General features: G+C 68.4%; 17 protein-coding genes. 8 read left to right on the top strand and 9 right to left on the bottom strand.

The window, feature by feature from the left end:
• Positions 1-114: 114 nt before the first annotated feature.
• From ACTOWY_RS21905 to ACTOWY_RS21880, 6 genes are all read right to left on the bottom strand, one after another.
• Positions 115-315, bottom strand: coding sequence for a hypothetical protein (locus ACTOWY_RS21905; RefSeq protein WP_441311523.1), 201 nt, complete (start codon positions 313-315; stop codon positions 115-117).
• A complete protein-coding gene (locus ACTOWY_RS21900; protein ID WP_441311522.1) occupies positions 312-1,130 on the bottom strand; it encodes a hypothetical protein in 819 nt (272 codons plus the stop codon). Before ACTOWY_RS21900 ends, ACTOWY_RS21905 begins: the two co-directional genes overlap by 4 nt.
• Positions 1,131-1,143: 13 nt before the next feature.
• Positions 1,144-1,713: an SAF domain-containing protein gene (locus tag ACTOWY_RS21895; RefSeq protein WP_441311521.1), complete on the bottom strand. Its 570-nt coding sequence runs from the start codon at positions 1,711-1,713 to the stop codon at positions 1,144-1,146.
• Positions 1,714-1,835: 122 nt separating this feature from the next.
• Complete coding sequence (locus ACTOWY_RS21890; protein ID WP_441311520.1) at positions 1,836-2,798, bottom strand: hypothetical protein; 963 nt, start codon at positions 2,796-2,798, stop codon at positions 1,836-1,838.
• Complete coding sequence (locus ACTOWY_RS21885) at positions 2,795-3,349, bottom strand: hypothetical protein (protein ID WP_441311519.1); 555 nt, start codon at positions 3,347-3,349, stop codon at positions 2,795-2,797. Before ACTOWY_RS21885 ends, ACTOWY_RS21890 begins: the two co-directional genes overlap by 4 nt.
• Positions 3,350-3,389: 40 nt before the next feature.
• Positions 3,390-4,025, bottom strand: coding sequence for a prepilin peptidase (locus ACTOWY_RS21880; RefSeq protein WP_441311518.1), 636 nt, complete (start codon positions 4,023-4,025; stop codon positions 3,390-3,392).
• Positions 4,026-4,737: 712 nt separating this feature from the next.
• On the opposite strand from ACTOWY_RS21880, the gene ACTOWY_RS21875 reads away from it, so the two are divergent.
• Positions 4,738-5,334, top strand: coding sequence for a hypothetical protein (locus tag ACTOWY_RS21875; protein ID WP_441311517.1), 597 nt, complete (start codon positions 4,738-4,740; stop codon positions 5,332-5,334).
• A 29-nt stretch (positions 5,335-5,363) separates the two neighbouring features.
• Here the strand turns inward: ACTOWY_RS21875 and ACTOWY_RS21870 are convergent, their stop codons facing one another.
• Complete coding sequence (locus tag ACTOWY_RS21870; protein ID WP_247762297.1) at positions 5,364-5,705, bottom strand: hypothetical protein; 342 nt, start codon at positions 5,703-5,705, stop codon at positions 5,364-5,366.
• A 125-nt stretch (positions 5,706-5,830) separates the two neighbouring features.
• Positions 5,831-6,499, bottom strand: coding sequence for a GGDEF domain-containing protein (locus ACTOWY_RS21865; RefSeq protein ID WP_441311516.1), 669 nt, complete (start codon positions 6,497-6,499; stop codon positions 5,831-5,833).
• A 372-nt stretch (positions 6,500-6,871) separates the two neighbouring features.
• Between ACTOWY_RS21865 and ACTOWY_RS21860 the strand changes: the two genes are divergently transcribed.
• From ACTOWY_RS21860 to ACTOWY_RS21830, 7 genes are all read left to right on the top strand, one after another.
• Positions 6,872-7,597 (top strand): helix-turn-helix domain-containing protein, encoded by a 726-nt coding sequence (locus ACTOWY_RS21860; protein WP_441311515.1) that lies wholly within the window; start codon positions 6,872-6,874, stop codon positions 7,595-7,597.
• 4 nt (positions 7,598-7,601) lie between these two features.
• A complete protein-coding gene (locus tag ACTOWY_RS21855) occupies positions 7,602-8,111 on the top strand; it encodes a hypothetical protein (protein ID WP_441311514.1) in 510 nt (169 codons plus the stop codon).
• Positions 8,112-8,145: 34 nt separating this feature from the next.
• Positions 8,146-9,348 carry an MAB_1171c family putative transporter gene (locus tag ACTOWY_RS21850; RefSeq protein WP_441311513.1) on the top strand — a complete coding sequence of 401 codons (1,203 nt, stop codon included), beginning with the start codon at positions 8,146-8,148 and terminating at the stop codon, positions 9,346-9,348.
• Positions 9,349-9,364: 16 nt separating this feature from the next.
• Complete coding sequence (locus ACTOWY_RS21845) at positions 9,365-10,759, top strand: FAD-dependent oxidoreductase (protein ID WP_441311512.1); 1,395 nt, start codon at positions 9,365-9,367, stop codon at positions 10,757-10,759.
• Between the two features lie 77 nt (positions 10,760-10,836).
• Positions 10,837-11,727, top strand: coding sequence for a radical SAM protein (locus ACTOWY_RS21840; protein ID WP_441311511.1), 891 nt, complete (start codon positions 10,837-10,839; stop codon positions 11,725-11,727).
• Between the two features lie 7 nt (positions 11,728-11,734).
• Positions 11,735-12,478 (top strand): AAA family ATPase, encoded by a 744-nt coding sequence (locus ACTOWY_RS21835; protein WP_441311510.1) that lies wholly within the window; start codon positions 11,735-11,737, stop codon positions 12,476-12,478.
• A complete protein-coding gene (locus tag ACTOWY_RS21830; protein WP_441311509.1) occupies positions 12,475-13,329 on the top strand; it encodes a phosphotransferase in 855 nt (284 codons plus the stop codon). The genes ACTOWY_RS21835 and ACTOWY_RS21830 overlap by 4 nt, the downstream gene beginning before the upstream one ends.
• A 130-nt stretch (positions 13,330-13,459) precedes the next feature.
• On the opposite strand, the gene ACTOWY_RS21825 is transcribed toward ACTOWY_RS21830, so the two are convergent.
• Complete coding sequence (locus tag ACTOWY_RS21825; RefSeq protein ID WP_441311508.1) at positions 13,460-14,020, bottom strand: hypothetical protein; 561 nt, start codon at positions 14,018-14,020, stop codon at positions 13,460-13,462.
• Positions 14,021-14,047: the final 27 nt, after the last annotated feature.

The following is a 14,047-nucleotide window of genomic DNA, read 5'->3' as shown; positions in this document are numbered from 1 at the left end:
GATGGTCCCCGGCACTGGACGACAGATCACGACAAAGGCACGAGACCGGTTGGCCGAAGGGTCAGACCAGGGCCAGGGACCACCGGGTACATCCTCACGGATGCAACCCCATCCTCACTGTTGGCCGAGTTCGTCCAGGCGGACGGCGACGGCGAGCCGGATCTGGTCCACCAGATCCCTGGACGGCCGCGCTGACGGCTGTTCCTTCACCGGCGGGGCGCCGGGGTGGTCGGTGGTGACGGCTCGCAGGCCGCCGCGCCAGTGCGTGTGGTGCCCGGTCGGGTGGTGGGTCTGTCCGGGGTGGTCCGTGGTCATCGCGCCACCCCCGTATTCGCCGGAATCCAGTGGGAGCGCCGGATCGTGGTTCCCGCCGCATGTAGGCGGTCTGCGGCGCGGGCGGCGGTGCGGGCCAGCTTGGTGCGATGCACGTTCGCCTCTGGGGGCAGGCCGTCGCTGAAGACCTGTGCGGTGTCGGGGTCTTCGGGCAGGCCCAGGCGGGCGGGTATCCCCAGCACGGTGTGGGCTTCCCGCACGCCGAGCTGGCCGGTGCCGCACACCGCCAGACCCAACCGATCTGTTGGGATCCGTTGTCGCAGCAGGGTGAGCGCTGGTTGCGCGGAGTGCAGGTGCCGTGGCACCGGGCGCACCGCGAGCAGAACCAGATCGGCAGCCTCCAGCACCGGCCACGGCACCTCCGCCTCCGCGGTGAGCCGGCCGCCGTCGACCAGGACGTCCACCGGGCCGTTGGGCGTCGTGCCCAGCGCGGTGAGGGCCTGGGCCAGGCGGGTCCAGCCGCCCTCCTGCAGCGAGATCGCCTGCGCCGGATCGGCGAGCCCGGCCAGCAGCCGGGCTCGCGGGGCGGGAGGAACGGGTTGCAGGTGCGGGGCCAGCAGGTCGGCGGTGATGGTGGTGGTGTGGCGGGTCGCGGTGGTAAAGGACAGCAGCCCCTGGCCGGGGTGCAGCTTTCCGGCCAGCCACCACGGGGACAGCCATCCGGTGGCCAGGTCGCCGCCGGCGGGGTCGCAGTCGGCGACTACTAGGGGCGCGGGCCAGCCGTAGGCGAGGGCGGCCACGGTGGTGGTCGTGCCGGGCGAGGACTTGCCGGAGGTGATCACGATCAGGGCCATCACGTTGCACACCTCCCTAGTTCCCGGGGCCGAGCACGGTGATGATCACCGGACCAGCCGCAGCCGCGGTGGCCTTGTCGAGGTGCTCGGTGGCGATCACGACGTCGACGGTGACCGTTGCCTGCGCGGGCTCCCCGCCGACCCCGAACACCCGCGCCGGGAACCCAGCCCCGCGGAGGGCGGTCTCGGCGGTCCCGGTCTGGCCGGAGACCACCGGGGTCACCAAGACCCGCTCGCCGGGGCGAAGGCCGCGGGCAGGCAGGCCGGGTTTGGCGCCCAGGCCGAGAAGGTGCTGTCCCGCACCAGGAACCGATGTGTCGGAGAGCTGTTGTCGGGCGAGCACACTTCTCTCGGTCAGCGTGGTTACCGCGGTCTTGCCGATCACCGCGGCCTGCTCGTCGGCGCGGATCATCTGTGCGGCCGGGTCGTGCACGATGTGGGCCACGGCCAGGTCGGCCTCGGCGATGCGGTGGCCCCACTCGACCGTGCGGGCCAGCACCAGCACGGCGACCCGGGCGTCATAGGAGGCGATGAGCAGGTGGTTGCCGAAGCCCGCGGCGGTGGCCAGCACCACCGCGGTTCCCACCAACCACAACCGACGGCGCCGTGGAAGGCGCGCGGGGTTGCTCGGGCGGGGTGAGGGTGACTCCGGGGCGGTGGGCGCCGGGCCTGGGGTGGCAGTGGGTGGGAGTGGGGGTCTCATGGTGTTCACCCCTTTCCAAATAACGCGGAATTCGCCGCTTGGTCGCGCCGGAGGGCCTGGGCTTCCACAACGGCCAGGGTCAGCTCGGCGCGGGAGACCAGATCGGGCAGTCGGCCACCGGCAGGCGCGGTGCCGGTCGAGCCGGTCCAGCTCACCGACCAGCTGATGGCGAACTGGGCGCGGACCTGCTCGCTGGGCTGGCCGTGGGAGGAGCGCAGGTAGACGAAGTCGCAGTCCGGGGACGGGGCGTGCAGCCCTGCGGTGCGGGTGTACGGGGTTCCTGGACCTGTGCAGGTGCGGCTCTGGCCCATGCCGGAATCGAAGGTCAGCGTCGTCGGGGTCGCGGTGACCTGGGCCCACACCGGCCCGGCCTGGACCCGTTCCACCTGCGGCCGCCACACCGTCGGCTCGGTCCACAACCAGGTGTGCTCGCCCACCACGGTCGCGCGGCGCCCGTCGGCCAGCTGCACGTCCGGGGACACCCGCGGCACCGGCAACGGCAACACCAACTGCTTATATGCCTGGGCGGCCAGCTCGGCGGGGCTGGGCAGGATCGGCACGGCCGTGGCACCCGGGGCCGGGGTCGGGCCGGTCACCCAGCTGCTGGCCATGCCGGGGCAGGTGCGGGTGTAGGCGGCCTTGCCGTCCCCGCCCAGGGAACCCGTGTGCCACTGGCCGAACTTGGCGAACATCTCCGACGGGCTGTGCCCAGCCGGAGCATAGGTGCAGGCCGGTGTCGAACCGGCGTGACCACCGGAAGCACTCGCGCCACGACCGGCACGGCCTGGTTGGCCGGGTGCGGCGGCGCCGAGGTCCACGGTCGGGGCGCCGATGTAGCCGCGGTGATCTCCGGGGACCACGACGATCCGGCCATCCCGGTTCGGATCGGCCACCGCGGGCCTGTTTGCGGTGGCCGCGAGCAGCGCGGCGAGCACGGCCGCGGTGAGGAAGATACGCCGGGCAGTCATCGGCAGGCACCCCCACCGAAAACGACATCGGCGACACGCCACTGCCTGTCGGTACCGCGTAGCAGTGTGGTGGTGACCGGATTGCGAGGCACCCCAACGGTTTTCGGCTTTCCCGACTTGGCCTCGGCCTGCCCGCTGGTGCTGGCGTCCTGGCAGTCCTGCACCGTGGCCCGGTCTCCGGCGACCTCCACGCCGGTGATCCTGGCGGTGGTCGTTCCGTAGAGTACGACCGACTGCTCTCGCAGCAGTCCAAGCCCCTGAACCATCCTGCGTAGCTGCGGATCCACCGCGACCTTGCTCAGGCTGGGCTGCCACTCCGGTTCCGGGCGCTTGTCGATGGTGCCGGCTAGCTGCCAGAAGTCGTGGTACACCGCAGTCACCGCCGCGGAGGCGTCCGGCGAGGTGTTCGTGGGCGACGCCTGCTGGGTTACCGGCGAGGACTTCGCCGGTGGTGGGCTGGAACGCTCTTTGGGTGTGCAGGCACCGGAGAGCAGCAGGCTGGACACCAGCACTCCGATGGTCGCCCGGATCCTTCCGGTTGCGCTGGTCATGGCTGACTCCGCTCCGGTCGGCGCGGCGACTGCGCCGCGGTCAATGGAAGATCACGACGAACAGTGCCCCGGCGATCAACGGCGGCCCGGCCGGAAAACCGGCTCCCTGGCCCCACCGGGCCCGCCCCGTGGCCAGCAAGGCGGCCGCGACCACCCCGGTCAGAAGGAAGGACAGCAGCAGTCCGCGGAGCAGGTGCTCCCAGCCCAAGTAGCCCAGGAACAGCGCCAAGACCGGCAGCAGCACCGCGTCGCCGCCGCCGAACCCGGCCGGCCGGAGCAGGTGCAGCCCAACTGTCACCAGGCCGACCACGGCCGCGGCGACCACGCCGCGCCACAACCCGTCGAAGCGGCCCACCTGCGCCGAGGCCACCGTGAGCAATACCAGTCCGCCCAGCCCGAGCGCGGCGGTGAGCGGGTGCGGCAGACGCCGGTACAGCCAGTCGATCACAGCCAGCACCACGCCGAAGACCACCAGCCAGCACCACGCGAGAAGGTCCGGGGAACCAGGAAAACGCGCCCCACGCACCACCAAGGCCGACACCGCGGCCACGCCCGCCCACACGCTCAGGCGATGCACCGACCGCGGATCGCGGTCCGGGTCGAGCTGGTGGAGGCAGGCCAGCAGCATTGGGCTGGCGAGAAGACCAGCGGCCACGCAGAGAACGGCTAGGGACATCCTGCGCTCCTCCGTTCAGGTATCTCGCCATCAAGTCCTCCGTCCTGAGATCGGTAGCGATGGGTTTCAGCTGCGGAACCAGGTAACACGGGATCGGGCTCGTGGTTGGCCCGACCAGCAGGCCAGAGTCCGGCGATGGCAACAGGCACAGGTTCAGAGCAATCCCGCTCTGGTGGCTGAGCACGGTCTCACCTCCAGGAGTGACAAATTTCAAGATCCAAACTTGCTTACCCCACTTTGGTACACCGCCGCCCCCGTACTAGCGCCAACGCAACCATGAGATTCCGGGCCTCAATTCACCCGATCGGGCGGGTCGGCCACCCAGGGGGTGAGGGTGGCCGACCCGGGCACGAGCGTCTGCTCGTGCGGTGGGGAGTGCCTACGGATCACACCAGGGGTACAAATTCCTGGCACCTGTCAGGTCACTCGCATCCCGACCGGGGTCGGCGGGCGAGAATCTAATTCCTCCTGTTCTGATCCAGCCGAAGCGGTCATCGGCCTAACGAGTACCTGTCTACCTCAGACCCTCCCACTAGTTTCAAGGCTAGTACGCGCACCTTTCTTGAGGTGTACGCCAAGTTCCTGTCGATCCAGGGGTGCCACAGGAGAAATATCCCGCACTAGCCAAAAAGCTAGTACGGACTCGCCTTGAAGCTAGTGGGGCACCGTGGGTAATGCTGAAGCAGTCGCGAGGACAAACAGTGGAGGGGTCATGTCATTCGCTCATCACAATGTTCGCTTCGGGCTCGTCGTCGTAGGCGTGGCCATGGTTGTTGTCTCATGCGGTCACGCCCCGAAAAATTTTACTGAGACTTCAGAACCGACGGCCATCACTCCCAGCTCGGCCGCGACCACCTCGGCGCAGGCGAGGCCCGAACCGGGCCGGGTAGCCGGCGCCGATGGCGCGGCCGCACGCCAGGTGAAGGAGACGTATCTGGCGATGTGGCACCAGTTCACGATCGCCGCAGCCAGCGGGAACCAGCACGCGAGCGGCCTCTCCGCGCACGCCACCGGGGCGGCGCTGGTCGAGCTGCGTCAGGTGCTCTACGCCGATTCCATGGCCGGAAGGGTCACTCTGGGCAAGCCGGATCCCCATCCTCAGATCACGGCGGTACGAATCCCGGAAGTGCCGCTGGAAGTCGACATACTCGATTGCGTCAACACCTCGAACTGGCGCAAGTACAAAGCCAGGGACGGGCAAGTAGATGCAGTTCGACCCGACCGGATCCTGGCAAGCGCGACCGCGCGCAACAGCGAAGGAACGTGGAAGATCGCCACACTCTCCCTACAAGAGGTGGACTCCTGCTGATCCTAGCCCCCGGAGCGGCGACCACGAAATTAGCGGACCGCTTGCCCCGGAGGGTGCACCACTGCCGAGTTCAGGCGTTGAACTAAGTTGTCAGCCTTCTTTGTCAGTCCGTAGCAAACTATGGACTGAGCGCCGATCGACATGTCCTCGCGCCAGATTAGCTGGTCATCCAATAGGATCTGCAAGGTCTTATTGAGTACGCTGTCGTGCAGAATCTTACCTTGCGCGAGGTCGCCATTCTGGATAGTCCTACGTAGCACCATGTAACGCAGGGGGCCGCCGTGCAGCGCGGCGAGCACGGCCGTCGACCACTCGGGGTGAAGCTGTCGAGTAGTGCGATAGATACCCTGCCAGTCGATACGATTGCCCACCACAATCCCCTCCCTTGTTCGAGCGGCATCGTTCACCGGATCCCCAACCCGAGTCGCCGCCGTTCCGCCGGAGGCCCGACGCCTCCGAGGCTCAGTTCTGTCAGTTACCTTCGTGGTCGCATTTCTTAGGTGCGATTCCAGTGGTTCGCGTCCGGAAGTCGATCACCCACCCCCGAGTTCACCGTGGCGTCAGAGCTGAGAAATACGAGGCACGTGCGATCTTCACTCATGCTCTTGGCCTCCAAGAGCGCCGCGTCTGCGTGCCGAAGCGCTTCGGTCAGGCCAATGGCGCATCCGTGGATCGCCGGGAAGAACGCCGCGCCGATCGACACGGTCACCTCCGAGATCATCACAGCGGTGCCCCGTCGAGCGTCAGGTGCGCGGACATCCAGTTCCCGCACCGCCTGACACATCTGGCGCGCCACGTCGATCGCGTCGTGCTCGTCAGCCACGGTGCACAGGGCAAGGAATTCGTCTCCGCCGTAGCGGCTGAGCACATCCCCTTGCCGAACGGCGACCCGGAGGGCGGTCGCCACGGCACGGAGCACCTCGTCGCCGGCGAGGTGCCCGCAGGTGTCGTTGATCTTCTTGAAGTTGTCGATGTCGAGGACCAGCAGCACCAGCGACGTTCCGCGGTCCGCAGCCACCTGCAATGCTTGCGGTGCCTCGACTTCCCATGCCCAACGGTCCGGAAGTCGGGTCAGGTGGTCGCGCCGAGCAGAGTCGAGCGCCTGGCCACAGGCGTCACAGCGTGGTCCCGCGCCAACGCTCGTCGGCACACCGTCCTCGGCCATGCGTGGGATGGGAGCCGGCGCCCCGCCAAGCTCGGCGTCAGGCTCAGGTCCCGCATGGCCGTCGTGGCCGAAAGATGCCGCCTGCGTACGCACCGCCGCGCCTCCCTGGGACTGCTGATCCGTGCTTGACGCCTTCCGCTGCGCAGGACCAGCCAGAACTGTCCTGCACCGTTTTGAGTCACTTGATCTTTATGTGGTCAGAAACGTGGATACTGGCAGCATGGTAGGCATACCCGGGCGCATCTGAACAGGAATGAACCCGATCGGGGGATCGTCTGCAAAACCGTACAGGCGTTTGATGGTGTTGGGGAACGGGGCGGAGGCTTCGGAGGTGACGGCGTGGTCAACAGCAGTCGACCACGGTTTTCCGCGGTGCTGAATGAGCTGTGCACCGCGGCTGATTCGGCGCGCCTGGGGCAGTTCTCGAACACCTGGCTGGCCGAGACCATCGGCGTCAGCCAGAGCTTTATCACCCAACTTCGCCGAGGACAGCGGGATCCGGGCCTGGACACCGTCAAAGCGCTGGCAACCGCGTTCGATGTGCACCCGGCCCACTTCGTCGGTGGTCGGCGCGACCGCACGCCGACCAGCCTGCCGCGGCGGCCGTTCCGGGAGAAGTTGAACGTCCTCTTCGCCCTGGTCCACCCAGCAGGCAAGGGCGAGTTGAGCCACGACGCCGTGGTCGCCAAGGTGCGCAAGCGCGGGGAGGAACCGGGAGGTGAGGGGTGGACGATCTCGCCGAACACGATCGCCGACCTGCGCACCGGCAAGAACCTGAATCCCCGCCTGCGGCACATGATCATGCTGGCCGAGGCGTTCGGCGCCGACCCGGCCTACTTCTTCGACGAGGAGCTGGCCGAACGGATGGAGTCCCAGCTCAGGAACCTCTGGCTGATGAAGGACCTCGGCGTGGAGTCGCTCATCCTGCGCGCCACCGGACAACCGGCGAACATCCGGGACGAGGTCTACCTCGCACTGGCCAAGGCCCTCAAGCCCAGCGCCGAGGCCCAGCAGGCGGCCAGGCAGGCCATCGATGAACCCGGTGCCGCAACCGACGGTGGCGGTGTGGCGGAAGCAGACCGGCAGCCGCCGGGGTGAGGGCATGAGGGGGCGACAGCTACGCGAACTCCGGGACGGGCTGATCCGGGAACTGGACCTGGACAGGTCAGCCACGACGGAGACCGTGTGCATCCGGCTGTGCGAGGTGGTGGCGGACAGACTGCAACGGACGATCTATCTGCGGTTCCAGCCGCTCGGCGACGTGCTCAGCGGCGTGTCGGCGAAGGGGCAGGACGGCTCATACACCGTGCTCGTCACCACGGCTCGAAGCTGGACGCACCGCGTGCTCATCCTGTTGCACGAACTCGCGCACATGCTCTGCGGCCACCAGCACATCGTCCTGAACTCGCAGGAAGCAGACCAGCTACTCCGCCCGGACTTGTCCGCGGAGATGCTGACCGTGATCGCCCAGCGGACCGTGTGGTCCGACGCCGACGAACACGAAGCGGAGCACGTGGCCGGCGTTCTCATGCAGAGCCTGCTGGACTGGGCGCACCAGCAGGACATCCAGCCGTTCCGGCCCGCCGACGATGACCGGGTCGCCGGGGTCTGACACATGCTGATCTTCAACCCGAGGCGCGACGCCCATGAGTAACGCTCTGTACTTGCTGTGTGGACTCGGTCCGCTGTTGCTGCTGGCCTACAAGTTCAGGGCGGCCATCCTGGCGCCGACCCGGTATAAACCGATGATCCAGGCCATCTGCATCGGCTCGGTGTGCGCGGGCATCTCGTTCGCCCTCGCCTCGCCGGCGGCGGGCACCTTCTTCAACACGCTGACCGGCATTCCCAGCGTCACCGTGCTGTTCGTCTACCTGTTCGGCTTGCTGTGGGTGTGTTTCTCCCAAATCTCGGTCGCCTACTGGCGTCACCCGCCGGAGAAGGCGTGGCGGGTCACCCGTCGTCTGAGCGTTGTCTACCTGGCCGTCATCACCGGGGAGGTCACCCTCTTCGTGCTGGGGGCACCCACCGCGTCCCACCACGTCGATTTCACCAGTGCCTTCGCCGCAACCCCGTACCTCGGCGAACTCCTCTTGCTGCACTTCACCGCTTACACCATCGGGGTGACCGCGGTGGTCAACAGCTGCTGGCAGTGGGCCAAGAGCACCCCGGACTCGCAGCGGTGGCTGCGGCCTGGGCTGAGGTTGATCGCCCTTGGCGCCCTGTTCCCAGCCGTCCACGGCCTGGTCTTCCTGGTCTCGGTGCTCGGCATGCGGTTCGGCATCGACCTCAGCTACTGGGGAGTGGTTGTGGCACCGCGGATCGCCGGCCTCGGGGTGCCTGTGGGCTTGGTGGGTATGACGATCGCCGTGTGGGGACCGCGAATTCCCTTGCTGCGTCAGCGGATCTCCCGCTATCTGGGCGACCGGCGCGACTATCGGGAGCTACGCGTGCTGTGGCACGTGCTTCGGCCAGTGGAGCCCAAGATGGTTCACCAACCCCAGAGGTTGAGAGATCGACTGAGCCTGCGCACACGGTTGCTGTGGCGGCTCATGGAGATCCACGACTGGCTGCACCAACTCGGCCCGTACCGCGATCCACAACTCCTAACCGTTGCCGCGCAACGTGGTCAGGCGGACGGTCTGTCCGCCGAGGACAGCATGGCGCGGGCGGAAGCGGCGGAGATCCGGGCCGCGATCGAGGCCAAGCACACCGGGATCAGGGCCGACGTCGCCACCGAACAGGTCGATGCGCCAACGAACACCAAACGCGCCTTTGCCAGCGAACGAGCGCGACTGGTCCTCATCTCGCGCGCCATCGCCGAACTATCGAGTAGCCCGAAACCCGCCTGACGGAGAAGGTGTTCGCATGCCTGGGAAACCGATCCACGCCGTAGTCCTGGGCGGCGGGCTGGCGGGGATGCTGGCCGCGTCCGTGCTCACCGAGTTCGTCGACAAGGTCACGATCATCGAGCGCGACCGGTTCCCCGACGGCCCCCTTGAACGCAAAGGCACTCCGCAGGGGGGCCATACCCACGTGCTGATCGCCGGCGGTGCGCACACCATCGAGCAGCTGCTGCCCGGCACCCTCGACACCCTTGCCGCCCACGGCGCCCAGCGCATCGGCCTGCCGAGCAGGTTCCTGGCCCTGGCCTCCCGCGGCTGGCTGCGGCGCTTCGACGAGGCCCAATTCCTGATCAGCTGTTCCCGCGCCCTGCTCGACTGGGTTGTCCGCGGCAAAGTCCTGCGGGACAAGAAGATCACCGTCCGCGAGGGCGCCGAGGCAGTCGGCCTGCTCGGCTACGCACAGCGGATCACCGGAGCACAACTACGCGACCGCGACACCCAAGCCGTCGAGCACCTCGATGCCGACTTCGTCATCGACGCGACCGGGAACACCTCCCGCGCGCCGCGCTGGCTCGTCGACCTCGGCCTGCCCGAGGTCACCGAAGAGAAGATCGACCCGGACATCTTCTACTCCACCCGCTTCTACCGCGCCCCCGAAGGCGCCCGGAACAACTTCCCCGAGATCAATATCGCCTCCGACCCGATCACCAGCCCAGTGCTGCAGGCCGGCGTCCTGCTGCCCATCGAGGACCACCGGTGGATCGTCACGCTGGTCGGCCCACGTTCAGCCAAGCCACCGGTTGACGATGAGGGCTTCGCCCGCTTCGCCAGGGACCTTCGCCACCCGGTCATCGCCGACCTCATCGCCGGCGCCGAACCGCTGACCGAACCGCGGCAGTACCGCATCCCAGGCAACCGCCGCCGGCGCTACGAACAGATCAAGTCGTGGCCGACCGGCTTGGTCGTGCTCGGCGACGCGGCCTGCACCTTCAACCCCGTCTACGGCCACGGCATGGCCATCGCCGCCCGCTGCGCCCTAGCTCTCCAAGACGGCCTCCGGCGGCACGGACTCGACCGCGGCGGTCCAATCGTCCAGCGGGCTGTCGCCCGCCAGACGGACCTGGCCTGGACGATGGCCACCAGCCAGGATCTCCGCTACCCCAGCACCATCGGTCCCCGCCCCGGCCGCTTCTCCGGCATTGGCCAGGCATTTCTGAACCGACTTGCCTGGGCCGCCACCGGCCGTGCCGCGGTGGCCGCCGCGCAGTTCGACGTCTACACCCTCTCGGCGTCCCCACTCCGGCTGCTGACACCGCAAGTCCTGCTGGGCGCTCTGCTCGGTCCAGGCCGTCCGCCCCTGACCGAGCCGCCCCTGACGGCGGAGGAGTGGCAGGTCGTCGGATCACCCCGAGGATGAGGCAGTCGATCACCGCTCTCCGCCTGGGGCGCCAGGAGAAGTTCGATTGGCCGCGATGTTGAAGACGGGAGCTTGCCGTGCAACACCTGGAGTTCGCGTGGTTCGAGGTCACCGGAAAATGCCAGCTGGAGTGCGAGCACTGCTACGCCGACTCCGGCCCGAAGGGCACCAACGGCACCATGCGCCCCGAGGACTGGACCCGGGTGATCGACGAAGTCGCGCAACTCGGCGGGAGAATGGTCCAGTTCATCGGCGGCGAGCCAGCACTCCACCCCGGGCTGCCCGAGATGGTGAACCAGGCCCGCGGCCGTGGGCTGGAGGTGGAGGTCTTCTCTAACCTGGTGCACGTGCCGCCGCAGCTCTGGAATGTCCTCGCCCAACCCGGCGTGCGCCTGGCCACCAGCTACTACTCCGACCGGCCCGGCGAGCACGCCGCGATCACCCGCCGACGGGGCAGTCACCCGCGAACCAAAGCCAACATCATCGAGGCCCTGCGCCGCTCGATCCCGCTGCGCGTCGGGTTGATCGACGTGCGGGACGGCCAGCGGGTCGAACAAGCCCGCGCCGAACTCGCCGAGCTGGGCGTCACCGACATCGGCGTGGACCACCTGCGCCAGGTCGGCCGCGGCGTCCGGGACCGCACCCCGAGCATGGACCAGCTCTGCGGCCACTGCGCCCGCGGACAGGTCGCCATCTCCCCGGACGGCTCGGTGTGGCCGTGCGTGTTCTCCCGGTGGATGCCGGTCGGCAACGTCAGGATGCACAGCCTCGCCGACATCCTCACCAGCCCGACCATGGCCGAGGCCACCCAGACCCTGGAGGCCCACTTCGCCACCCGGGCCACCTCGGGGTTGTGCGACCCGAAGTGCGGCCCGAGCTGCGGACCCGCTTGCCGACCCCACTGCTGGCCCACCGGCAACGGGCCGTGCACGCCCAAGGGCGGCTGCCAACCCAACTACGACGCCTAGGAGAACGGTGTTCGTCCGCCGCGCCTACATCCCCGACGGCCTGCAACCCGACGACCACGAGGACTGGCCGTTCACCGTGCCGTGCGTGTCCCAGCTGGCCAAGGAGGGCCTGACCTTCACCCACCCGGTCACCTTCCTCGTCGGCGGCAACGGCACCGGCAAGTCCACCCTGGCCGAGGCCATCGCCGAAGGCTTCCGGCTGGATTCGCAGGGCGGACGGGCCGCGGCCAAGACCGGCCGGCCGAACCCGGTGAAGACCCCGCTCGGCGAGGTCCTCCGGCTGGAAACCACCGCCCAAGGTGCGCGCATGCTCAGCGGCCCCCGGGTGAAGAAGAAGGGCTTCTTCCTGCGCGCGGAGACCGCCTTCAGCATGACCGAGAACCTCGGCGGCGTCCCCGGCTACTGGGACGAGGACACCGCGGCGCTGAGCCACGGCGAGGGCTTCCTGGCCGTCTTCGCCGCCATGTTCCGCGACCCCGGCTTCTACGTCCTGGACGAGCTCGAGGCCGCGCTGTCCTTCGACTCCAGCCTGCAACTGGTCGCGCTCCTGCACCAGCTCGGCCAGACCGGCGCCCAGGTCGTGTGCGCCACCCACTCACCGATCCTGGCCTCCGTGCCCGGGGCGGACATCGTCGAGGTCGGCGAGCACGGCTTCCACCGGGTGCGGTGGGACGAACTGGAGCTGGTCGACCACTGGCGCCGCTACCTGAACAACCCCGGCACCTACCTGCGCCACCTCACCGAGTCATGACCCACCCCGGCCTAACCCCCGAACCCGAGACCGACCCGGACGCGAAGTTCCGCAACTGGATGCGGCTTAACCTCGCCCGCGCCGCCGAGGAGTTCGCCCTGACCGTCACCAGTAGCCCGGTCTTCGGGTGGCGGCTGCGCTCCATCGGCGCCCGCGCTGAAAGTGCGGATGGACCGCGGTGGCTGCGCGTGGCCAGCTCCGAGGTGGAGTGGGCCCACGGCCCAGCCTGGACCGGCAACACCGAGGCGAACAGCCTGACCGGCATCCCCAAGCCCACCGTGCTGGCCAGCACTGAATGGACCGAATGGGACTGGCGCACCCAACGCGCCGAGGTCATGCCGCTCCTGAACGGCCATCCCTGCTCGCCGACCGACGTCCTCCACGAGGAGATCGGCCTCCCCGACGCCTGGTGGTCAGACCTCCGCCGGTCCGTCGACCGGCTGGCCGCGACCCCCACCGACCGGGTGCATGCCGACCAGGTCAAGGTCGACGCCCGACTGCGCAAGGCGTTCGGCGACCGCGTCGTCGTCCAGGTTGAGCAGTGGGAAGCCGTCCACGGTGACCTGCACTGGGCCAACCTGCTCTGCCCCGAGCTGGTCATCCTGGACTGGGAGTCTTGGGGCCATGGCCCGGCTGGCACGGACGCGGCGACGTTGTACTGCTACAGCCTGCTCGCGCCCAGCACGGCCCGCACCGTGCGCGAGGTCTTCGCGGACGTGCTCGACACTCCCGCCGGACGGACCGCGCAGCTCTGCGTCGGCGCGCGCCTGCTCAACCGCGCCGCCCAAGGCGACCACCCGGAACTCGTCGAACCGCTCACTCGTCACCTGGACGAACTGTTGCCGCGGTAGCGGCGGTTCTTGCCCGGCGCACCGACTGTCACAGCGAACAGGTTGAGGGTCTGACGAACAACCTCTCCATGTTCTGAACCAGGTGGCCATTTCTGTAGTGAGGCAAGGGATTCCGCTGCGCTGAAGTCACCTACTCCGGTGAGTCGAGCGAGTGCGGGGCACGGAAATCCAGTAGCCGCAACAGCGACCGGCGGGCAACGAAGGTGGCGACCAACGCGATGTCCAGTGCCAACCAGCCGGCAACGGCCGCCGCCAGCGCCCAACCCCACGGCCAGCCGGTGGCAGTCAGCGCGACGGTCGCCAGCAGAGGCAGCGGCACCGTGGCAAGCCGAAACGCCCAGGCACCTGTGTTGGTGAGTTCGTCGAGGTTGACGTTCTTCGGCGCGGGTTCCGGCCCGCGGTCTGCCCTCAGCAACGGGCCGGTGCGCCGGGTCAGCAGCACGACGGCGGCCAACGCCATTGCGCACCAGGACGCAACGGCAAGCCCAAAGCCCCAGCCGGTGAGGACGCCGAGCGCATCCACGGCCAGCCACACCACGACGAGGAAGGCGAGCACCGCCACCACCGTGGGCAGCAAAGTGGCCAGCGCCAGCTTCAGGGCGAGCCTTGCGTACACACGGTTCGCCGTACCCTCAACTGCATCGTCGGCGGAGTCCCGCCACTGGCCGGACGGGTCATCGTAGTAGGTCAAGGCATTGCTTCCTTGGTAGTCGAATCG

It is taken from the genome of Crossiella sp. CA198, from assembly GCF_052078295.1.
Classification (GTDB): domain Bacteria; phylum Actinomycetota; class Actinomycetes; order Mycobacteriales; family Pseudonocardiaceae; genus Crossiella.
Note: the sequence above shows the minus strand (reverse complement) of the source record. Positions and strands in the feature narration are given on the sequence as shown.